Annotated in this window: 21 protein-coding genes; 11 read left to right on the top strand and 10 right to left on the bottom strand. The window is 60.4% G+C overall.

Features of this window, described 5'->3' with window-relative positions; all coding sequences use genetic code 11:
• Positions 1–50 precede the first annotated feature (50 nt).
• Positions 51–704, bottom strand: coding sequence for a potassium channel family protein (locus BMX75_RS14900; RefSeq protein ID WP_092829262.1), 654 nt, complete (start codon positions 702–704; stop codon positions 51–53).
• A gap of 184 nt (positions 705–888) precedes the next feature.
• Between BMX75_RS14900 and BMX75_RS17980 the strand changes: the two genes are divergently transcribed.
• The 4 genes from BMX75_RS17980 to BMX75_RS14885 all read left to right on the top strand — a co-directional run bounded on the left by BMX75_RS17980 (position 889) and on the right by BMX75_RS14885 (position 4,393).
• On the top strand, positions 889–1,230 hold the full coding sequence (locus BMX75_RS17980) for a hypothetical protein (RefSeq protein WP_139197172.1): 342 nt from the start codon (positions 889–891) through the stop codon (positions 1,228–1,230).
• 289 nt (positions 1,231–1,519) lie between these two features.
• The gene (zwf, locus tag BMX75_RS14895) at positions 1,520–3,025 is read left to right on the top strand and encodes a glucose-6-phosphate dehydrogenase (protein WP_092829260.1); all 1,506 of its coding nucleotides are present in this window, start codon (positions 1,520–1,522) and stop codon (positions 3,023–3,025) included.
• 1 nt (position 3,026) lies between these two features.
• On the top strand, positions 3,027–3,692 hold the full coding sequence (gene pgl / locus BMX75_RS14890) for a 6-phosphogluconolactonase (protein ID WP_092829258.1): 666 nt from the start codon (positions 3,027–3,029) through the stop codon (positions 3,690–3,692).
• A 38-nt stretch (positions 3,693–3,730) separates the two neighbouring features.
• A complete protein-coding gene (locus BMX75_RS14885; protein ID WP_092829256.1) occupies positions 3,731–4,393 on the top strand; it encodes a bifunctional 4-hydroxy-2-oxoglutarate aldolase/2-dehydro-3-deoxy-phosphogluconate aldolase in 663 nt (220 codons plus the stop codon).
• Positions 4,394–4,497: 104 nt separating this feature from the next.
• Here the strand turns inward: BMX75_RS14885 and BMX75_RS14880 are convergent, their stop codons facing one another.
• The 9 genes from BMX75_RS14880 to edd all read right to left on the bottom strand — a co-directional run bounded on the left by BMX75_RS14880 (position 4,498) and on the right by edd (position 14,085).
• The gene (locus BMX75_RS14880) at positions 4,498–5,379 is read right to left on the bottom strand and encodes an SMP-30/gluconolactonase/LRE family protein (protein ID WP_092829254.1); all 882 of its coding nucleotides are present in this window, start codon (positions 5,377–5,379) and stop codon (positions 4,498–4,500) included.
• Positions 5,376–5,987 (bottom strand): 2-dehydro-3-deoxy-6-phosphogalactonate aldolase, encoded by a 612-nt coding sequence (locus tag BMX75_RS14875; RefSeq protein WP_092829252.1) that lies wholly within the window; start codon positions 5,985–5,987, stop codon positions 5,376–5,378. The genes BMX75_RS14880 and BMX75_RS14875 overlap by 4 nt, the downstream gene beginning before the upstream one ends.
• 25 nt (positions 5,988–6,012) lie before the next feature.
• Positions 6,013–6,981, bottom strand: coding sequence for a 2-dehydro-3-deoxygalactonokinase (locus BMX75_RS14870; protein WP_092829250.1), 969 nt, complete (start codon positions 6,979–6,981; stop codon positions 6,013–6,015).
• Positions 6,982–7,008: 27 nt separating this feature from the next.
• On the bottom strand, positions 7,009–8,157 hold the full coding sequence (dgoD, locus tag BMX75_RS14865; RefSeq protein WP_092829248.1) for a galactonate dehydratase: 1,149 nt from the start codon (positions 8,155–8,157) through the stop codon (positions 7,009–7,011).
• Positions 8,158–8,190: 33 nt separating this feature from the next.
• Positions 8,191–8,910 carry a FadR/GntR family transcriptional regulator gene (locus tag BMX75_RS14860; protein ID WP_092829246.1) on the bottom strand — a complete coding sequence of 240 codons (720 nt, stop codon included), beginning with the start codon at positions 8,908–8,910 and terminating at the stop codon, positions 8,191–8,193.
• A gap of 156 nt (positions 8,911–9,066) precedes the next feature.
• The gene (locus BMX75_RS14855; protein WP_092829244.1) at positions 9,067–10,032 is read right to left on the bottom strand and encodes a carbohydrate kinase family protein; all 966 of its coding nucleotides are present in this window, start codon (positions 10,030–10,032) and stop codon (positions 9,067–9,069) included.
• Positions 10,033–10,074: 42 nt separating this feature from the next.
• Entirely contained in the window at positions 10,075–10,944 is an 870-nt protein-coding gene (locus BMX75_RS14850) for an aldo/keto reductase (protein ID WP_092829242.1), read from the bottom strand.
• A gap of 286 nt (positions 10,945–11,230) precedes the next feature.
• Positions 11,231–12,196, bottom strand: coding sequence for a glucokinase (gene glk, locus BMX75_RS14845; RefSeq protein ID WP_092829240.1), 966 nt, complete (start codon positions 12,194–12,196; stop codon positions 11,231–11,233).
• Complete coding sequence (edd, locus tag BMX75_RS14840) at positions 12,196–14,085, bottom strand: phosphogluconate dehydratase (RefSeq protein WP_092829238.1); 1,890 nt, start codon at positions 14,083–14,085, stop codon at positions 12,196–12,198. The genes glk and edd overlap by 1 nt, the downstream gene beginning before the upstream one ends.
• A gap of 266 nt (positions 14,086–14,351) precedes the next feature.
• Here edd and cobT point away from each other — a divergent pair, with 266 nt between their 5' ends.
• From cobT to BMX75_RS14805, 7 genes are read left to right on the top strand one after another with little or no spacing between them, the layout of a single operon-like run.
• Positions 14,352–15,416 (top strand): nicotinate-nucleotide--dimethylbenzimidazole phosphoribosyltransferase, encoded by a 1,065-nt coding sequence (cobT, locus tag BMX75_RS14835; RefSeq protein ID WP_092829236.1) that lies wholly within the window; start codon positions 14,352–14,354, stop codon positions 15,414–15,416.
• Complete coding sequence (gene cbiB / locus BMX75_RS14830) at positions 15,413–16,423, top strand: adenosylcobinamide-phosphate synthase CbiB (RefSeq protein WP_245748582.1); 1,011 nt, start codon at positions 15,413–15,415, stop codon at positions 16,421–16,423. The genes cobT and cbiB overlap by 4 nt, the downstream gene beginning before the upstream one ends.
• Entirely contained in the window at positions 16,420–17,535 is a 1,116-nt protein-coding gene (cobD, locus tag BMX75_RS14825; protein ID WP_092829234.1) for a threonine-phosphate decarboxylase CobD, read from the top strand. Before cbiB ends, cobD begins: the two co-directional genes overlap by 4 nt.
• Entirely contained in the window at positions 17,519–18,055 is a 537-nt protein-coding gene (locus tag BMX75_RS14820; protein WP_092829232.1) for a bifunctional adenosylcobinamide kinase/adenosylcobinamide-phosphate guanylyltransferase, read from the top strand. The genes cobD and BMX75_RS14820 overlap by 17 nt, the downstream gene beginning before the upstream one ends.
• Before the next feature lie 26 nt (positions 18,056–18,081).
• On the top strand, positions 18,082–18,852 hold the full coding sequence (cobS, locus tag BMX75_RS14815; protein ID WP_092829383.1) for an adenosylcobinamide-GDP ribazoletransferase: 771 nt from the start codon (positions 18,082–18,084) through the stop codon (positions 18,850–18,852).
• The gene (locus BMX75_RS14810) at positions 18,789–19,442 is read left to right on the top strand and encodes a histidine phosphatase family protein (RefSeq protein WP_092829230.1); all 654 of its coding nucleotides are present in this window, start codon (positions 18,789–18,791) and stop codon (positions 19,440–19,442) included. The genes cobS and BMX75_RS14810 overlap by 64 nt, the downstream gene beginning before the upstream one ends.
• Positions 19,394–19,819 (top strand): bifunctional adenosylcobinamide kinase/adenosylcobinamide-phosphate guanylyltransferase, encoded by a 426-nt coding sequence (locus BMX75_RS14805; protein WP_092829228.1) that lies wholly within the window; start codon positions 19,394–19,396, stop codon positions 19,817–19,819. The genes BMX75_RS14810 and BMX75_RS14805 overlap by 49 nt, the downstream gene beginning before the upstream one ends.
• Positions 19,820–19,821 lie beyond the last annotated feature (2 nt).

Below are 19,821 nucleotides of genomic sequence, written 5' to 3'. Positions count from 1 at the left end.
CGGCCCTTTGGCAATGGGTTGGTGGGACGTTTGATCTTGTAAGCTTGTTTTCATAACTCTTTAACAAGCTTTCTTAATTCATCAAGCCAGCCACCAAGCACCAAGCGATCACCACTGCGTATCTTCCAGGCATCGTCAGGGTGTGCGTGGACTTCTTGGTTCCTTTTAAATATTAACGCCGCTACATCAACGTTCTTGATGACCTCACCAATCGTTTTGCCAATCAAATCATCTGTCGTGTGAAACTCCACGACAACATAATCTTTTCCCAGGTTCAGATAATCATGCACCATTGGGTAGTTGAGTTCTTGAGAGATTCGCACACCCATTTCGTATTCAGGGGCAATAATACGCGTTGCACCAAGCCGCTCGAGAACACGGTGATGTTGATTCGTCAGCGCTTTTGTCCATACCTTGGGAAGCCCTAATTCATGCAGCTTAAGGGTTGCTAACATGGCAGCCTCGACGTTTCTGCCTATTGCAACGACCGCTGCGTCGTAGCTGCCAGCATTTAGCTCGATCAGCGTATTTTCATCGGTTACGTCGGCAATGACCGCGTGAGTGATTTCGTCGGCCAAGCGGTTGACACGCTGTTCGTCAGCATCGATACCCAACACTTCGTGTCCGAGTTGAGTCAATTCACGGGCAATAGTAGCACCGAAGATCCCTAGGCCTATGACGATAAATTGCTGTTTTTCAATCATGATAAAGGGGAGTTCCACAGCTTTGGATTGCGTAAATTTATATGCTGTAGGTCCATTACACAATAGCTCATTAACCCTAAGCCAGCAGGCGTAAAAATTGCGTAAAAATTGCTTGAAATAAGTCGAATGTACCTGCTTATGGTTAAATAATGGATAAATATTTTCTTAGTAGGACGATAATGCTATGGGGTTGTTTCAAAAAAATCTCAATCCGTTTGTTCGCATTTTAGTTTTGCTCACTTGGCTATGTGGTCTGTGGATATATAATTATCAATCAGAAGAACCAGTTATATCTATATTTCCATATCTCATACCCGTCGCCTTGATTGCATGGGTATATGGTGTTGGGTGGGGCTTCTTAGTTGCAGCTTTGGCAACACTGTCTGCTATGTCTGCGAGTTATGCGACAATTTACACTCAAACAGAGCTGATCTATTTTGGTTTTGTCACCTATGCAAAATTAACAGGCGCCGCTATTGGCTTCTCTTTGGCAAAAATAATTCATAAAAACATAAACCTAATATGATACTTCTTCATTGGCATCAGTCGAATCTAGCGACTTATCCACGGCCCGGAGCAGTAAAGGGTACTTGATTAGTTACTAATATAGCTAGCCTTCTCATTGAGTAGGTGTAGCAGTGGAGCATATGAAGGTCTAGAGAGTGAAAGTGGAAATTTCTTTATCGAGAATAAGACGTAATGGCACCTAAAAAATGAATATTTGGTGCTATTTTGTAGTAAAATTACAAGCAATATTGCATATAATGACCTTTTTCAGGTAGATTTTAGGTAATCTAACTACATCAGGAGCTGAGATGAGCCCGTCACCTGCCTCCCAGGGTGCCCCATTGGGCGATCCGAATAACGCCATCGACTTAGCGCTGTTTGGCGCGCTTGGCGATTTGGCGCTGCGCAAGCTGTTTCCCGCGCTCTATCAACTGGACCGAGAAGGCCTGATGCCCGAGAGCACGCGCATTCTGGGGTTGGCGCGCCAGGAGCACGATACGGCCGAGTTTCGTCAATTGGTAAGCGGCGCGCTGCACAAGCGTCTCAAAAAGGACGAGCAGGATAAAGCCAGCCTGGAGCGCTTTCTGGACCGCCTCGATTACTTGAAGCTGGATTTTACCAGCGTCGAGGGGTTTGATGCCGTGCGTCAATGGCGCGAAGGGTCGCCGCGCCCGATGGTGGTCTATCTGTCGGTGGGCGCCAAAATCTACGGCGATATCTGTCGAAACCTTCAGCAGAGCGGCAGTCTGGACGATGCCACGCGCGTCGTGGTGGAAAAGCCCATCGGTTTCGACCTGACGTCTTCCGAGGAAATCAACGACGCCATTGGCGATGTCTTTCCCGAGTCGCGGGTGTATCGCATTGACCACTATCTGGGCAAGGAAACCGTTCAGAACCTGATCGCGCTGCGCTTTGCCAACCCGCTGTTCGGCACCCAGTGGAATCAGAACCATATCTCCCATGTGGAAATTACCGTGGCGGAAAAGGTCGGCATCGAGGGCCGCTGGGGCTATTTCGATGAAGCGGGCCAACTGCGCGACATGGTGCAGAACCACTTGCTGCAGTTGCTTTGTCTGATTGCCATGGACCCGCCCTCCAATCTCGACGCCGACGCCATTCGCGACGAAAAGGTCAAGGTGCTGAAGGCGCTCAAGCCGTTCACCGGTGAAGCCCTGGACAAGGACGTGGTGCGCGGCCAGTACACGGCGGGCACCAGCGACGGCCAACAGGTGCCGGGCTACCTGGAAGAGGAGGGCGCCAACACGGAGAGCCAGACGGAAACCTTCGTCGCAATGAAGACCGAGGTGGCCAACTGGCGCTGGGCGGGCGTACCTTTCTACCTGCGTACCGGCAAACGGATGCCGGAGAAGCTGTCGCAGATCGTGATCCACTTCCGCCAGCAGCCGCACTACATCTTCGATCCGGATCAGCGCAATATCGCGGCCAACAAGCTGATCATTCGCCTGCAGCCGGAAGAGGGCATTGCGCTCCAGGTACTCACCAAAGACAGCGGTCTCGATAAAGGCATGCGCCTGCGCCCCGGCCCGCTGCACCTGGATTTCAATAACGCCTTCCCCAAGTCGCGCATCCCTGATGCCTACGAACGGTTGCTGCTGGAAGTCATGAAAGGCCAGCAGTACCTGTTCGTGCGCCGTGACGAAGTCGAGCATGCCTGGCGCTGGTGTGATCAGCTGATTGATGGCTGGAAAGCCCGGGAAACGCCGCCGCGCCGTTATCCGGCCGGGTCCTGGGGGCCGGTCGCCTCCATTGCCATGATTACCCAGGATGGTCGCAGCTGGTACGAGGATTATTGATATGAGCGATGCACGCACACAGCTTGCCGAACAGCTGGCAGAGGCCGTTTTTCAGGCCTTGAACGACGACCTGGAACACCAGGAAAACGCCTTGTTGGTGGTCTCCGGCGGCTCGACGCCCGTCCCCTTTTTCAAAGCGCTGGCGGCCAAGCCGCTACCCTGGGAACGGGTGGAAATCACGCTGGCGGACGAGCGCTGGGTGGATGATCAAAGTGACGACAGCAACGCAAAATTGGTTCGCGAGCACTTGCTTCAGGGGGCGGCAGCGGCGGCTCATTTTGAACCCTTGACCAGCGAGGCCGGGACACCTGAAGAAGGTGTGTCCGACGTCAGTGAGCGTGCGCTATCACTTAGCTGGCCGGCAAGCGTCGTGATTTTGGGCATGGGTGGCGATGGCCACACGGCCTCGCTGTTTCCTGACAGCCTGGAACTTGGCTTGGCGCTCGCCACGGAAGAGCCGCTGGTCGCCGTGCGAACGCCCAGCCAGCCGCAGCCGCGCATCACCTTTTCGGCAGACCGGCTGCATCAGGCGCGCCGCCACATTTTACATATTACCGGTGACGATAAGAGAGCAGTGTTGGCCAAGGCTCTGAGCGGGGACGACATGCGTCAACTGCCCATCCGCGCTTTCTTATCCTGCCCCTTGGCGATTTACTGGGCGCCTTAACGCCGCTTTCGTCAATAATAATTTGCTTGGAGACTCACATGACCATTGATAAGCAGCTACCGTCGACACGTACCGCGGAGCTAGACAGCATTTGCCTCAAGGCCGAGGTGATTCCGGTGATTACCATTGATCGCCTGGAAGATGCCGTACCGATGGGGCGTGCGCTGGTAGATGGCGGCTTGACGGTGCTGGAAATCACCCTGCGTACCGATTGCGCGCTGGAAGCCATCAAGCGCATGAAAGAAGCGCTGCCGGGGGCGAGCATTGGCGTCGGCACGGTGTTGACCCCTGCCCAGTATCGCCAGGCCGAGCAGGTCGGCGCCGACTTCGTGGTCACCCCAGGGGCGACCGATGCGCTTTATCGCTATGGCGTGGAAAGCCCGGTGCCGATGCTGCCCGGCGTATCCACCATTTCGGAACTGATGACCGGCTGGCAGTACGGCTACCGCCGGTTCAAGTTCTTTCCAGCAGAATCCAGCGGCGGGGCCAAAGCGCTCAAGGCGTTTGGCGCGCCGATTCCGGAAGCGCGTTTCTGCCCCACGGGCGGCATCACCGTCGACAACGCCGAGGATTACCTGTCGCTGCCCAACGTCATGTGCGTGGGCGGTTCCTGGCTGACGCCGAAGGCAATGGTCGAGGAAGAAGACTGGGACGGTATTCGGGAGCTGGCCCGCCAGGCTGCCGAGCGCTTTCACCACTAAAGGTGGTGTAATCTAAGGTGCACTCTCGCCACTTGCCTCACGCAAACAGGGTCGTTTGTGCAAGTGGATTGCCCCGGACATGGTCCGGGGTTTTTTTGCTGTGGCTAAGTCAGGCGCAATAGCGGGTCGGCAAGCCCGCGCACGCCAACGTCGCAGGTGAACAGGCCGCCCGCCTGGGGCTGTTCCCGGCGCTGGTCGGCAGTGAATCCTTCCTGAGCGGTGGTGATGTAAAGCCGGTCCAGATTCTCGCCCGCGAAGGCTGGGCAGGAGGGTTGGCTAACGGGGAGCTGAACGCTATCAATCACCTGGCCATCGCGGTTCAGCCGCACCACTTTGCCAGCGCCCCACAAGGCGAGCCACAGGCAGCCTTCGCTATCGATCACGGCGCCGTCCGGGTTGCCTTCAACCCCCGTGAAATCTGCCCAGGCAACCGGTTCGCCGACAGGCCAGCCCTGGTCGTCCAACGCCCAGCGCATCACGACCCCGGCGGCTGTGTCGGTAAAATATGCCGCGTCGCCTTGAGGTGAAAAGCAGATGGCGTTGGGAATGGTGAGCCCGCTGCGCACTCGGGTCAGCTCGCCGCGATGCAGGCGGTAAAGGCTGCCCGCGCCGGGTTCGGCGGTCTTGCCCATGGTGGAAAGCCACAGGCTGCCGTGGCGGTCCACGCGGGCATCGTTGCTGCGCGTAACGGGGTTTTCGGCTTCGAAGTCGGCAAAATGCTCAAGGTGTTGCGTGGCCGGATTCAACAGGCTCAGGCTGTGTTCGCCGACCAGCATTAACCGGCCATCGTTCAGTGGGGTGGCGAGCGATACCATTTGCTCAAGCGGGTAATGGCCGTGGTCGCCGTTTTCAGGTGACAGCCAGTGAAGGCATTTGCCCAGAATATCGCACCAGTAAAGCCGTCCGCTTTCGGCGTCCCACTGGGGGCCTTCGCCCAGCTCGCAGCGGCAATCCACCGCCAGTTCGGCCATGTTGTCGTGATTCATAAACGGTCTCCTGCGGCTTGCCAGGCGTCTACCAGTGCATGGGCCTGCTTGCCGACTTGCTGGGGCGTTTGCCCCGGTTGGTAAAGTGCGCTGCCAAGGCCTGCGCCATCCACGCCCGCGGCGCGCCAGGCGGCGAAATTGTCGATACCGATACCCCCAACCGCATATAGCAATGTGTTAAGGGGCAGCACGGCGCGGACAGCCTTCATGCCCGCGATGCCCACCTGGACCGCCGGGAAGAGCTTGAGCCCGGTGGCCCCCGCATCCAGGGCATCAAAGGCTTCGGAAGGCGTCACAATGCCCGGCCAACTGGCCATGGAGAGGCGACAGGATGCTTCGATGACGGCAGGGCGGCAATTGGGCGAGACGATCAATCGACCGCCTGCGGCATGAACGTCGCGTACCTGCTCAGCGCTTAATACCGTTCCCGCACCGATCAGCGCCTGGTCGCCAAAGGCCTCCGCCAGGCGTTGGATACTGGTCAATGGGTCGGGGGAGTTGAGCGGCACCTCGATTTGCGTGATGCCCGCCTCAAGCAAGGCGCCGCCAACGGCCACCGCGTCATCGGGCGTTACCCCACGTAAAATGCCAATTAAAGGCAGTGTCATAGCGCTCTCCTTGTTTAGCTGGTGCTTATTGCCGGGTACTTTGGTAGGCGAGGGTCAGCCCTGCCAATACCGCTGTGTCACCGTCAACGCGCTGGGTGTCGATGCCGAGGGTTTCCAGGGCGAGTGCGTAGCGGTGGCTGAGCGCCTCGTTGCCGATCAGGGTCACGTTTTCTCCTGGCGTCAGCTCGTGGCAGGCACCGGCCAGTTCCAGGCCGATCGTCAATCCCGAGAGATGTGCGGCAAGCACGGCACTTCGGGCATCACCGCTCGGCAAGGTATTAGCCAGCAAGTCCTGAGCGCGGACGCCGAATAGCCGCTGGCTGAAGCGTTCGGGCGCCTGATAGGTTGCCTTGACCGCCTGGGTAAACGCCTGGCGACAGCCGTCGTGTTGCAGGTCATCCTGCCCTACGGAGTGCTTCAGTACGGATTGATGAGCGAGCAGTTGATACAGCTCGCCAGTCAAATAGGTCGCAAACTCGGTGACGGCACCATCGGTTAAGCGTGCCCATTTGGCATGGGTGCCGGGCAGGCAGACAAGGCCGCTAAAACGCGATGTATCCGCCAACAGGCCAGCCAGCTGGGTTTCCTCCCCGCGCATGACATCATAGTCGTGGTTTGTGCTGCCGGTCTGGCTTAATCCTGGCAGTAAATAAACCCGCAGGCGAGGGTCGGCGAGGGGCGGCATCACCGCGCCACGAGAGAGTTGATCGAGACGCGTGGGCGTCGCCAGATAGGCGGCTTCCTGCCAACCCTGCCGCGCGCCCGCCATACCGCATACCATCACGGGCGTTTGGCCGCTGTCGGGTAACCAGTCGTCGACGATTCCAAGCAGCTCGGCCTCGTACTCGGCGGGGGTCAGCGACAGCATGCCGCGAGGGCTGGAGGCACTCGCCATGACGTGATGCTGGGCATCCATTGCCCAGGCGCGCAGGTTGCTCGACCCCCAGTCCACCGCAATCCACGCTAAAGGACGTGTCAGTTCACTTGCGCCCATAGGGACGTCTCCCGTTGATGAGAGGGTTTACCACTCGGCAATCGAGCCATCTTCATGGGTCCAGACGGGGTTGCGCCAGCGGTGGCCGACCTTGGCGCGCTCTTCAACGAAGGCCTCGTCAATCTCCACACCTAGCCCTGGGCCCTGGGGAATCGCACAGAAGCCGTCTTCAATACTGAGCGCCGATTTGTCGACCAGGTAGTCGAGAACATCGTTGCCCTGATTGTAGTGAATGCCCATGCTCTGTTCCTGGATAAAGGCGTTGTGGCTAACGGCATCCAGCTGTAATGACGCGGCCAGGGTCAGCGGGCCGAGCGGGCAGTGGGGCGCCAGGGCCACATCGTAGGCGGATGCCAAGGCGGCGATTTTAAGCCCCTCGCTGATACCGCCACAGTGGGAGATATCTGGCTGAATAATGTCGATCATGCCGTCCTTGAGCAGGTCGCGGAACTCAAAGCGGGTATGCAGCCGTTCGCCGGTGGCGAGCGGGTACCCAAGGCCACCGGCAATGTCTTTCAGGCAGGGCAAGTGCTCGGGGGCAACCGGTTCCTCGACGAACATCGGGTGGTAGGGCTCCAGCTCGCGCAGCAGCGCCTTGGCCATGGGGCGATGCACGCGGCCATGAAAATCGATACCAATGCCCACATCCGGGCCCACCGCATGGCGCGCTTCGGCCACCCGGGCGACCGCCTCATCCACTTTGCGGTGGGAGTCGACGATCTGCAGCTCCGGTGTGCCGTTCATCTTGAAGGCGGTAAAGCCCTTGTCAGCCAGTGCCTTGGCGCCCGCGCCCACGTCGCTTGGCCGGTCGCCGCCGGTCCAGGCGTACATGCGCATTTTATCGCGCACCGCGCCGCCCAGAAGCTGGTGCACGGGCACACCCAGGTCGCGACCCTTAAGGTCCCACAGCGCCTGGTCGATACCCGCAATGGCACTCATCAAGATTGGCCCGCCGCGGTAAAACCCGGCGCGATACAGCGTATTCCACAGGTGTTCGATGCGATGCGGGTCCTGGCCAATCAGGTAGTCGGAAAGCTCATGAACGGCAGCCTCGACAGTCGCCGAGCGGCCTTCGATGACCGGCTCGCCCCAGCCGTAGCAGCCTTCGTCGGTTTCGATTTTGAGAAACAGCCAGCGGGGCGGTACTTGCCAGGTTTTCAGTCGGGTAATTTTCATAGGGTCAGATCCTAGTCAGTTGTCGATGGCCGGTTAATTGACGATACCCAGGTCGATCGCCGTGCGGCGAAGCACTTCCCGTGCGGCGCGAGACGCCGCCTCGGCATCCCGGCGCATAATGGCTTCAAGCACGCGGCGATGCCGTGACAGGCTGTCGTCGAAGGTGTCGGTTCGGTGCTGAGAGCCATGAACCAGGGCCATGATCGAAGGGCGCAACAAGTGTCCCATTTGCCGCCACACCAGGTTATGGCTGGCTTGATAGGTAGCATCGTGAAACATCACGTCATACTCGGCGTGCTGGGCGCGAGCGGCGGGTGACCGGGCCGTTTTCTGCATGCCTTCAAAGGCGGCTTCAAGCCGAGCGATATCGTTCGCATCGGCTGCGTCGGCGGCAAGGCCCGCCACGACGGGCTCGGCCGAAAAGCGAAACGCATAGATAGCGCGCGTGAGCTGCGGGTCGAGATCGGTAAGCCCCGTCATCCATTCGCTCATCAGCGGATCCAGCAGGTGCCAGTCGCTCATTTCACGTACGTGGGTGCCACGCCCGGCGGTGCGGTCTAAAAGCCCTGCGGCGGTCAAGCGGGTCAGCGCATTGCGCACCTGGTTACGGCTCACATCGAAGTGTGTGCCGATGTCCATTTCTTTGGGGAAGGCGTCACCCGGCTGCCAGTGGCCTGCCAGTAATGCCCTTGCCAGCAGGCGGGCTAACTCGTCCGCACCCCCTTTATGGCGGGGAAGGGTTTCCAGCGTCATAGCGGTCACTTATTAACGATAGTGCCGGTATGGTAGTAAATGTCTGACATTTAGACAAGCCGGAGCGGTACGACCTTTGTCGGCAATGCAGGGCGCATATCGGTACGCCCTGGGCAAATGGCTGTTATTTAGGGAATATTATTTAGGGAACGGTATTTAGAAAGCGTTGCGCAACGCTTCGATATCGGCATGGGTGGGCAGCGCTGAGTAGGCGCCGGGGCGCGTTACGGCGTGAGCGCCGCAGCGGCAGGCCGTTTTCACCGCACGGGTAAGAAAGTCGGCGTCCTGGTGCCAGCCTTCCTCAATGCCGTGATGTGACAGCTCGGCCAGCAGCCCGCCGATGAAGGCGTCGCCACCCGCGGTGGTGTCCACGGCCTCAACCTTGGGCGGCGCGATGGTTTGATCAATACCCACGCCTTTCACCGCCACGCTATTGGGCCCATCGGTCACCAGCATGACCTTCACGCCTGCGGCAAGGCGCTCTGCTATCCAGGCGTCTTGGGGGTGATCGCCGCGCAGGTAATCAAGTTCGTCGAGCGATACCTTGACCAGCTCGGCGCTATCCAGCAGTTGCGTCACCAGGCCCATATCCGCTTCACCCTCTGGCCAGAGGTTGTGACGCAGGTTGGCATCAACGCTGATCAGGCAGCCTGTGCGTTTCGCCATGGACGCCATGGCAAGCGTCACGTCGGCGATTTCCGGGTCGGTCAGGCTGTTACTGCAGAAGTGAAGAATCGCGGGGTTCTCGAAAACGCCCTGGGGGAGGTGTTCAAGACGGTATAGCAGGTCGGCGGCCGGTGGCCGGTAAAAATCGAAGGTGCGCTCGCCCTGGCTATCCCGGGAGACAAACGCCAGCGCCGTGCGTGCCTCTTGGGTGAGGATCACGCCCTGTGTGTCCACGCCATGGTGTTGTAATTCGCGGATTAGAAAATGCCCGAAGGTATCGTCGCCGACCATGCCCAGAAACTGGCTGGGCACGCCGAGCCGGGCGCAGGCAACCGCCACATTGGCGGGAGCACCCCCGGCGTAGGGGGTAAAGGTCTCGGGTCCTGTGTCGTCGTTACCCAGGCGGCTGGAGAGCATATCCACCAGGGCTTCACCAAACGCAATGATCGGTGTCATGATCGGTTCCTTGTCATTATTGATCAGAAGAGAAGCCTTGAACTAGGCCACGCAATGGCCCCGGGCGGCTTCCAACAGTTCATACCAGGCTTCCCTTGGGAGGGTATCTGGGCCTGCCAGCATATCGGCAATCCGTTCGGGCTTCACGCTACCTACCACGGGCGCAGGGCGATTGGGCAGCGTGCGTAGCCATGCCAGGGCAAGTGCGCCGGGCGTGCTGTTGTACTCGCTTGCCAAACGGTCAAGCACCTTATGCACTGCGCCCTGCATCAGGTGACCGCCTGCCAGCGGCGACCAGGCCATCGGCGCGTGGCCGTCGGCGCATAAATCGTCGAAGCTGCCGTCAAACAGCGGTGTGCTATGGGCGATGGACAGCTCGATCTGATTGGCGCGCAGCGGGTAGTGCATGGCGCTTTGCAACCTGCGCCACTGGCCGGGCAGGTGGTTGGAAACGCCTGCGGCGCCAATTTTTCCTGCCTCGATGGCGCTGTCCAGGGCGCGCCCGGTGGCCTCGGCGTCCATCAGCAGGTCAGGGCGGTGAATCAGAAAGTGATCGATCCGCTCAACGCTCAGGCGGTTTAGCGCGTCATCAATGGCTTGACTCAGGTACGCCGGGCTGGCGTTGTAGTGCTTGACCTTGCCTGAGCCAGGGGCGGGGTTGTCGTTGGCAATGCTGGCCTTGGTCACCACCTTGAGCCGCTTGGCAAGCGCCGGGCGGGCGCGCAGTGCCTGACCAAACAGCGTCTCGCCAGCTCCCTTGCCGTAGATATCGGCGTGGTCGAACCAGTGCAGCCCCTGCGCGAGTCGCGCCTCGATCCAGTCAGCCAGGTGGTTGGCCTGGTGCATTTCGGCGGTCTCGTGGAGACGCATCATGCCGAGGACAAAGGGCACGTCAAAGGTTGGCGCGGGCATAGGGAGCTTCCTGTCGGTTGGTAGGGCCTGTTGACGTTTCATCGCGAACCGCGTTGCACCACAAAGCTCGCCAGACAAGGCGCAAAACGCAGGGAAGGGTGGTTCCCTTTTCAAGTTTTGCAACGCCGTATGGCGCGCTTTGTGGCGCAACCCGCAGGGCTGGGCCCGTTTTTACCCGCGGCGGCGTTAGTCGTCGTTCATTTGGAATAACCAAACTTCTCTCCTCCTGCCTTGCCGCGAATAAAAACGGGCTCCAGCGCGGCCGTGAGTGAAACGTCAACAGGCCCTAAAACACTTCTTCGTTATGCAACGCCTCAGCGGCGCCCAGTAGTCCCGTCCACGGGTGGGTGACCACCCAGACGGGAATGTCAGCGTTATACGCCCCCATGCGGCCCTTGTTGACGAAGCCGTCGCGCATCTGGCTTTTGGGCAGCCAGTCAAGCAGGCGCGGCAAGATCCCGCCGCACAGGTAAACTCCGCCACGGGCACCCATGGTCAGCGTGGCATCGCCACACACATCGCCGAGAATTTTCAGGAACCGCAACAGCGTGGCCGTGGCGATCGGGTCGCCCTGGTTGGCGGCCTGGGTCACCTCGGCAGGGGAGGCGCAGCGCGGCGCCTGATCGTCAAGCGCGCAATGGGCCTGATAAAGCTCGAGTAAGCCTTGGCCGCACAGGATGCGCTCCACGCTGACCCGCTTGTGGTGTTGCAGAAAGACGTCGAGCAGCGCGCGCTCGGTGTCGTCGGTGGGCGCAAAAGTGACATGGCCGCCCTCGGTAGGCAGTGGTATCCAGGCGTGCTGGCCAGGGAAGACCCCGGCCACGCCAAGCCCTGTGCCAGGGCCAATCACCAGGCGGGTGGAATGTGCCTGGCCGTCACCGGCCTGAACCTCGACGAGGTCATCGGCGGTCACATGGGGCACGCCCAGGGCCTGAGCGGTAAAGTCGTTGATAACCTTGAATAGCGATAGGTTCAGCGTTTCGCGAACATCGCGCTTCATGAAATCCCAGTGGTTGTTGGTCATCTTGACCCGCTCGGCGTGAACCGGGCAGGCAAACGCCAGGCAGGCCTCGCGAGGGGCGTTGTCGCCGGTCGCACCCACCCGGGTCAGGTAGTCCTGAATCGCCTCAATGACGCCCGGGTAGTCGGCGCAGGGCAGGTTGATGATATCGTGCGGGGTAATGTCGCCTGGCGTCACCAGCGCCAGGCGTGCATTGGTCCCGCCGATATCGCCGATCAAGGCCGGTCGCATCAGGCATCCTCTTCGAAAATCTGTCCTTCCTGGCGGGCCAGGTCGTCGGCTTCAAAGCCACCAAACACCCCGGCGCCTTCTTCGCCGCGCATGGCCAGGTGGCGGAACCCAGAGAACAGCTCGCGACCCAGGCCTACGTGGTAGTGGTCAAGATTGCCGATGGCCAGTTCACGCTGCCCCCAGGTGACAGGGTCTACCTTGGCGTCGAGGGTGCCGGCGTTGGCGTCCAGGCGCACGATATCGCCATCGCGCAGTTTGGCCAGCGGGCCGCCGTCCAGGGCTTCCGGGCTCATATGGATAGAGGCGGGTACCTTACCCGAGGCGCCCGACATACGGCCGTCGGTGACCAGCGCGACCTTGTAGCCACGGTCCTGAAGGACACCCAGGTACGGCGTCAGCTTGTGCAGTTCCGGCATGCCGTTGGCCTTGGGGCCCTGGAAGCGCACGACCACGATCACGTCGCGATCCAGGTCGCCGGATTCGAAGGCGGCCTTCATCTCGTTCTGGTCTTCGAAGATCTTCACCGGCGCTTCGACGATGCGGTGCTCTTCGGTAACCGCCGAGACCTTGATCACACCCCGGCCCAGGTTGCCTTTCATCACCGTCAGGCCGCCGGTGGGCGCGAACGGGTTGGCGACGGTGCTCAGCACGGCTTCGTCGAGGCTCTTCTCGGGACCTTCGTGCCAGACCACCTTGCCGTCTTCCAGGAAAGGCTCCTGGGTGTAGGCGGTCAGGTCGGTGCCGAAGACGGTGGGAATATCGCCGTGGAGCAGGCCTGCGCCCAGCAATTCGCGGAACAGGAAGCTCATGCCGCCCGCCGCCTGGAAGTGGTTGATATCCGCCTGGCCGTTGGGGTAGACCCGCATCAGGCTTGGAGTGACCGCGGACAGATCGGTGAAGTCGTCCCAGTTGAGCGTAATGCCAGCGGCGGCCGCCATGGCGATCAGGTGCATGGTATGGTTGGTGGAGCCGCCCGACGCCAGCAGGCCAACCACCGCATTGACGATCGCACGTTCGTCGATCTGCTTGTAGAACGGGCGATAGTCACCGCCAGGCTCGGTGTTGCGGATTGCCTGCTCGGTGGCGTAGCGGGTCAGGGCCTCGCGCATCTCGGTGCCAGGATTGACGAAGGAGGTGCCCGGCAGGTGCAGGCCCATCACTTCCATCATCAACTGGTTGGAGTTGGCAGTGCCGTAGAAGGTGCAGGTGCCGGGGCTATGGTACGACTCGGACTCGGCTTCCAGCAGCGCATCGCGGCCGACCTTGCCTTCAGCGTACAGCTGGCGGATGCGGGCCTTTTCCTTGTTGGGCAGGCCGCTGGGCATTGGGCCCGCTGGCACGAACATCGCGGGCAGGTGGCCAAAGCGTGCTGCGGCGATGAACAGCCCTGGCACGATCTTGTCGCACACGCCAAGGTACAAGGCTGCGTCGAACATGTTGTGGGACAGGCCCACGGCGGTGGCCATGGCAATCACATCCCGAGAGAACAGCGACAACTCCATGCCTGGCTGGCCCTGGGTCACACCATCGCACATCGCCGGTACGCCACCGGCAAACTGGGCGGTAGAGCCCATGGCGCGGGCAGCCCCCTTGATGGTTTCCGGGAAGGTCTCAAACGGCTGGTGAGCCGAGAGCATGTCATTATAGGCGGAGATGATCCCCAGGTTGGCGCTGTTCATCAGCTTGAGGGAATCCTTTTCCTGCGGATTGCAGGCCGCAAACCCATGGGCGAGGTTACCGCATGAGAGCTCGCCGCGATGCACGCCGCGTTTGTGCTGGTCGGCCATGCGACGCTCGTATAGCGCGCGCCGCTCGGCAGAACGCTCACGTATGCGCTGGGTAACCTCGGCAACGGTGGGGTTTAAAGGGGCGTGTGTTGAGCTCGGCATAGGGACCTCTGCATGGTAGAGACGGTGAGTCAGACCTGTAGTTATTTTACATTTTTTGATGGCGATAGGAGAGACCTTACGGCAATAAAAGCGCTAATTGTAGTTTTATTACCCTAATTGATGACAGCTATCGCCTTGGGCGATCAGGGCTAACGATGGATTGCGATAGCGGTAATCGCCCGCTTGCAAAGCGTAAATCGCAAGTATAGCAGGCCTGCTTTTGCTACCATCCCCCCTCTTGTGATGTTGAACGCTCTGGAGCCGCCATGCCTATCGATGTTGCCCCGTCTATTATCGAGCGTATTGCGCCGGTAGATGCTTGCGCCGGCGAACGTACCCGCGCCTATCTTGATACGTTGACCAAACCCCCGGGCAGCCTTGGTCGCTTGGAGACACTCGCCATACAGTTGAGTGCCATCACCGGTGGGCAAACGCCCAATGTGACGCCAGCCAGTGTGCTGGTATTTGCCGCCGATCACGGTGTGGCCGAAGAGGGCGTGTCCGCGTTTCCTCAGGCCGTAACGGCGCAAATGGTTGCCAACTTCGCAAGCGGCGGTGCCGCCATCAATGTCTTTGCCCGGCAGATTGGCGCGAGAATCGACGTCGTCGATGTGGGGGTGGTGGCACCCTTGACCGTGGCGGGCGTGACGCATGCCAAGGTGCGCCCAGGCACGGCCAATATGGTGCTCGAAAACGCCATGCAAGGCGCTGAAGCCCACGCAGCGATCAATGCAGGCGTTGCCGCCGTGGAGCGCGCCAGCCACGCCGGGGCTAGGTGCATCATCGTTGGCGAAATGGGGATTGCCAATACCACCGCCAGCAGCGCCATGCTGGCGGTGTTGACCGCGACCCCAGTGGCTCAGGTGGTTGGCGCCGGGACCGGTATCGATAGCGCACAGCAAGCTCATAAAGTAGCGGTGATCGAGCGCGCCATTCAGGCGCGCCAGGCCGACCCCAATGACCCTCTGGACGTGCTTGTTAAGGTGGGCGGCCTGGAAATCGCCGCCATGACCGGGGCCTACCTGGCTTCGGCGGCACACCGGCTGCCCGCTATCGTCGATGGCTTTATCGCCACGGTGGCGGCGCTGGTGGCATGTCGTTTATGCCCCGCGGTGCGCGGCTATCTTGTATTTGGTCACCGCTCGGAGGAACCAGGCCATGCCACGGCACTTGACGCGTTGGACGCCAAGCCGCTGCTGGCGCTGGGCATGCGCCTGGGCGAGGGCAGCGGGGCGGCATTGGCATTCCCGCTGCTTCAGGCGGCTGTCGCAATGCTCAATGAGATGGCAACCTTCGCCGATGCGGGCGTAAGCGATAGCGCCCGCCAATGATGCCCTTCAACGACGACGCACTCATGATCCTGGTGTGGATCGCCGTGGCGATCATGATTGATCTGATCGTCGGTGACCCACGCTCGCTGCCGCACCCAGTGGTGATCATCGGCCGTTTTATCAGCCACTACGAGCGGCTCTGGAACCGCGGCTCGCCCAAGCAGCGGCGGCTGAGTGGCGTGCTGCTCACCGTCATTGTGGTGGGTGGCGTATGGGGGGGTAGCGTGTTGGTGCTGGCGATCTTGGCGCGTTTGCATCCCGGGCTTGCACTCATCGCGGAGCTCTGGCTGTTGTCCACCACGCTTGCCATCAAAGGGTTGGCGGATGCGGGGCGCGCGATTGCCGTGCCGCTTGCCAAAGGCAACCTGCCCGCTGCTCGGCAAGCCCTCGGCATGATTGTCGGGCGCGATACCTATGGCCTGGATGAAGCCGAGATTACCCGCGGTGCGGTGGAAACCGTGGCGGAAAACACAGTGGATGGGATTACCGCGCCACTGTTTTTTGCCCTGATCGGCGGCGCGCCGCTGGCGCTGGCGTACAAGGCGGTGAATACTCTGGATTCGATGGTCGGTTATCGCAACGCACGCTATAACGAGTTTGGTTATGCCTCCGCCAGGTTGGACGATGCGGCCAACTGGCTGCCAGCTCGCTTAACGGCTTTTTGTCTGTGGCTAGCGGGTCTGCTGTTGAGCGTTTTTTGGGGGATGCGCCTGCACTGGCGAGGCGCGCTGCGCGGTACCTTGTGCGATGCACCCCGTCACCCGAGCCCTAACGCTGGCTGGCCGGAAGCCATGGTGGCGCGATTGCTCGGTGTGCAGTTGGGCGGTACCAATTACTATGAAGGTGTGGCTTCCTGTCGTGCGACGCTAGGCAAGCCGCTGGAGCCACTTCGGGTTGATCATATCGACGCCACGATTCGCTTGATGCACGGTGGCTGGATGCTATTCATTTTGCTGTCCGCTGTCCTGATGGTTGGGTTGGGTATGATTTTTCCGAGGCTTATATGAGTACACCTGAATGGCCCAGCCACGGCGGCCAAGCCGAGGCGCTATTAGCCCACTTCGGCCTGCCCTCCGGGCATCGTCTGGACGATTTCAGCGCCAATCTGAATCCCCTGGGGCCACCCGCCTGGGTACGCGACTGGTTAACGCAACATCTGGTCGGCCTTGAGCGTTATCCAGCGCCGGATTATTCCGCGGCCCGCCAGGCCATCGCCAACCATCACCAACTGCAGCCCGAACAGGTGCTGCTGACCAACGGCGGCGCCGAGGCGATTTTTCTTGCCGCCGCGCTACATGCCTGGCAGCGCGCGGCGATTATGACGCCAAGCTTTGGCGAGTATGCCCGTGCTTGCTGCGCCCACCGGCTCTCAATCGTTGAGATCGCGCTGCCCGCGCCGGACTTTGCCCTGGATGTTGATACGCTGTTGGCAAGGCTTAATGATATCGATGTGCTGTTTCTGTGTCGGCCCAATAATCCCACAGCGACCCTTATCGATACCTCGGCCATGGAGGTACTGCTGGATTACACGGCTTGGGCGGGTTGCCGGGTGGTGGTGGATGAGGCCTTTGTGGATATGGTCGGCGATACGCATGATGCGGTGTCGCTGGTACCGCTGCTGGATCGCTACCCGCATCTGATTCTGCTGCGCTCGATGACCAAGTTTTATACGCTGCCAGGGCTACGGCTAGGCTACCTGCTGGCGGATGTAGCCACGATTCAAGCGGCACAGACCCACCAGCCGCCCTGGAGCGTGAATCACCTGGCGGCGGAGCTGGTAGCGCCGCTGCTGGCGGACGGTGCCTTTACCCGGCGCACCCAGCGCTGGTTAGCCAGCGAGCGGCCACGCCTGCATCAAGCACTTAGCGAGTTGGGTCTGGACGTTGTACCCAGCCAGGCCTGCTTTTTTCTTATCCGGCCTGGTGCCGCGCAGCGCGCCGCAGGCACCACCAGTGATGTGTTATTTGAGCGGCTGCTGCAGCAAGGCGTACTGGTACGCCATACCCACAATTTTGCCGGGCTTGAGGGGGAATGGCTAAGGGTGGCGCTGCGCGATGAAGCGGCTAACCGGCGGCTAGTCAATGAGCTGAAAAAGGCACTGCATGATTGTCTTCGTTAGTGGCGGGGCGCGTTCCGGCAAAAGTGACATCGCCGAGCAGCGGGTGCTTGGCGCGGCGGCCGGTTCCCCCTGTTACTATTTGGCCACCGCAGACGTGTACGACGACGAGATGGCCGCACGTGTTGCTCGCCATCGGCAATCCAGAAGCGCGCAGTGGCTGACACTGGAAGCGCCGCTGGCCATTGATCAGGCGATTTCCCGAGTGCCAGAAGGGAGCGCCGTGCTACTGGACTGCCTGACGCTGTGGGCCAGCCAGGTGCTGTACGCCAGCGAGCTTAGCGAAGACCAAAGCTTGGCGTTACTGGCAGACACCCTCGCAGATGCCCACGCACGCAGCGTGCATCTAGTGATTGTCTCTAACGATATCAACGAAACGTTACCTCCCGGTGATGCCGAAACCTGGCGCTACCTGAGCTTTCTTCAGCGTGCCCACCGCTGGCTAGCCGCCGAGGCGGACTCGGTGCTGGAAGTGGTCGCGGGCTGTGCCATCGAATGGAAAAACGACGGGAAGTCGCTGTGAAAGAAGATGCTGTAAAAGAAGACGCCGTGAAAAACGCTTTGTTCGGTCTCCTGCTCGCGCTACAGTTTTTGACAAGAATCCCCATCCCTGTCGCTTGCCCATGGACGCCTGCAACCCGGCGCTGGGCGTTGCGTGCCTATCCCTTGGTCGGCCTGCTCATTGGCAGCGTGTTGGTGCTGTTGGCATTCGCCATGCAAGACGTCCCCACGCCGATCACCGCGCTGGCGCTGCTGAGCCTTTGGGTCGCGCTTTCCGGTGGGCTCCACCTGGATGGCGTCATGGACATCGCCGATGCGCTGGGCAGCAATCAAGCGTTGGAACGCCGCTGGGCGATCATGAAGGACCCGCAAATCGGCAGTTTCGGCATGCTGACGCTTGTGTTTCTACTGGCCTGGAAGGGCGTTCTACTGTGGGCATTACTTACCTATCAAGCACCGCTCTGGTGGCTGCTGGTGGTGCCCGCGCTCGGGCGCTGGACGGGTGTGGCATTGCTGGTGCTGACCCCCTGTGCCCAGCAAAAGGGCCTGGCCTGGAGTTGGCAGCAGTCGCTCAGCGGCCAGGATGTGGCCCTGGCGCTGGTACCGCTGGCGCTGATTGCGCTGCTGGCACCTTCGCTTACGCTGATTGGGCTTGCGGCGGCGGTCTTTGTGGCGCTTTCACGCGTGTTCATGTTGCGACTGTTTAACGGCATCAACGGCGATATGGTCGGTGCCACCATCGAAGGAGGAGAGCTTTGGCTACTGATCTTAGTGTGGAGCTGGTGGCAGTTCGCCACGGTATCACCGCCTGGAATCTAGAGCGCCGCTACCAGGGCCAGCGCGATATCCCGCTGCTGTTTCCCGATGCTGAGGCAGGGTTGCTGGCGCTGCGCGAAGCGCTGGCGGGTGAGCGTTTTGATGCCATTTATTCAAGCGACTTGAACCGCTGCCAACAGACGCTTGAGTGGATCCAGGCCGCGAAAGAGGGCGTGCCGGTTGCGCTTGAGCCGCGTCTGCGCGAACTCGATTTTGGCGAATATGAAGGCAAGGTTTACGACGAGCTAAAAGATTTGCCCCATTACCGCGCCTGGATCGACAGCGTCGGCGAGCTGCAAATCCCTGGCGGTGAATCCGCCGCCCAGCTGCGCACGCGCCTGGAGGCCTGGTTGCATGATGTAGCCGTGAATGCCCGGCAAGACGGCCACCGAAAGATTCTAGCGGTCACTCACGGCGGTGTGATTCGCGAACTGCGCCGTCGTTTTGAAACTCTTCACTTCTGGGATGGCTCAGTGAGCCAGGCCCAGGGCAGGCGCTGGACACTCACTTATCAAACCGATGCGAATGGCAAAGGAGATTGGCAATGCAGCTCTTCATCGGCGGTGCCTGCGCTGGTAAACGCGACGCCGTAACGGCTCGCTTTCCCGACGCCGTATGGCATCGCCTCGCACCGGGTCAGCGGCTGGAAGAGTGCCAGCAAGCGCTGGTTGCCGACACCCCGCTGGTGATAACCAGCGTGCTCGAGTGGCTAGAAGCCGCTTTAACAAACGCGGAAAACGACCCCCTTCGCCAACAGTGGCAGGGCGATATGACACGGCTCTGCCAGCGTGCTGACGAACTTAAGGCGCCGCTTATCATTATCGCTAATGAAGTCGGTCGGGGTATTGTGCCCATGCCACCCGAGCAGCGCCGCCTGCGCGACCTCAATGGCTGGTTCGCTCAAGACGCCACCGCCCAGGCCGAGCAGGTGTGGTATGTGCGCCATGGGTTGGTGCAGTTGATCAAGTAGTT

This window comes from Vreelandella subterranea (assembly GCF_900111305.1).
GTDB classification, from domain to species: domain Bacteria; phylum Pseudomonadota; class Gammaproteobacteria; order Pseudomonadales; family Halomonadaceae; genus Vreelandella; species Vreelandella subterranea.
This window is presented reverse-complemented; position numbering and strand designations above follow the sequence as displayed.

What these genes read in the sequence shown, in the direction of transcription:
- BMX75_RS14900 (WP_092829262.1), bottom strand. Translation starts at nt 704, where the DNA reads ATGATTGAAAAACAGCAATTTATCGTCATAGGCCTAGGGATCTTCGGT.
- BMX75_RS17980 (WP_139197172.1), top strand. Translation starts at nt 889, where the DNA reads ATGGGGTTGTTTCAAAAAAATCTCAATCCGTTTGTTCGCATTTTAGTT.
- zwf (WP_092829260.1), top strand. Translation starts at nt 1,520, where the DNA reads ATGAGCCCGTCACCTGCCTCCCAGGGTGCCCCATTGGGCGATCCGAAT.
- pgl (WP_092829258.1), top strand. Translation starts at nt 3,027, where the DNA reads ATGAGCGATGCACGCACACAGCTTGCCGAACAGCTGGCAGAGGCCGTT.
- BMX75_RS14885 (WP_092829256.1), top strand. Translation starts at nt 3,731, where the DNA reads ATGACCATTGATAAGCAGCTACCGTCGACACGTACCGCGGAGCTAGAC.
- BMX75_RS14880 (WP_092829254.1), bottom strand. Translation starts at nt 5,379, where the DNA reads ATGAATCACGACAACATGGCCGAACTGGCGGTGGATTGCCGCTGCGAG.
- BMX75_RS14875 (WP_092829252.1), bottom strand. Translation starts at nt 5,987, where the DNA reads ATGACACTGCCTTTAATTGGCATTTTACGTGGGGTAACGCCCGATGAC.
- BMX75_RS14870 (WP_092829250.1), bottom strand. Translation starts at nt 6,981, where the DNA reads ATGGGCGCAAGTGAACTGACACGTCCTTTAGCGTGGATTGCGGTGGAC.
- dgoD (WP_092829248.1), bottom strand. Translation starts at nt 8,157, where the DNA reads ATGAAAATTACCCGACTGAAAACCTGGCAAGTACCGCCCCGCTGGCTG.
- BMX75_RS14860 (WP_092829246.1), bottom strand. Translation starts at nt 8,910, where the DNA reads ATGACGCTGGAAACCCTTCCCCGCCATAAAGGGGGTGCGGACGAGTTA.
- BMX75_RS14855 (WP_092829244.1), bottom strand. Translation starts at nt 10,032, where the DNA reads ATGACACCGATCATTGCGTTTGGTGAAGCCCTGGTGGATATGCTCTCC.
- BMX75_RS14850 (WP_092829242.1), bottom strand. Translation starts at nt 10,944, where the DNA reads ATGCCCGCGCCAACCTTTGACGTGCCCTTTGTCCTCGGCATGATGCGT.
- glk (WP_092829240.1), bottom strand. Translation starts at nt 12,196, where the DNA reads ATGCGACCGGCCTTGATCGGCGATATCGGCGGGACCAATGCACGCCTG.
- edd (WP_092829238.1), bottom strand. Translation starts at nt 14,085, where the DNA reads ATGCCGAGCTCAACACACGCCCCTTTAAACCCCACCGTTGCCGAGGTT.
- cobT (WP_092829236.1), top strand. Translation starts at nt 14,352, where the DNA reads ATGCCTATCGATGTTGCCCCGTCTATTATCGAGCGTATTGCGCCGGTA.
- cbiB (WP_245748582.1), top strand. Translation starts at nt 15,413, where the DNA reads ATGATGCCCTTCAACGACGACGCACTCATGATCCTGGTGTGGATCGCC.
- cobD (WP_092829234.1), top strand. Translation starts at nt 16,420, where the DNA reads ATGAGTACACCTGAATGGCCCAGCCACGGCGGCCAAGCCGAGGCGCTA.
- BMX75_RS14820 (WP_092829232.1), top strand. Translation starts at nt 17,519, where the DNA reads ATGATTGTCTTCGTTAGTGGCGGGGCGCGTTCCGGCAAAAGTGACATC.
- BMX75_RS14805 (WP_092829228.1), top strand. Translation starts at nt 19,394, where the DNA reads ATGCAGCTCTTCATCGGCGGTGCCTGCGCTGGTAAACGCGACGCCGTA.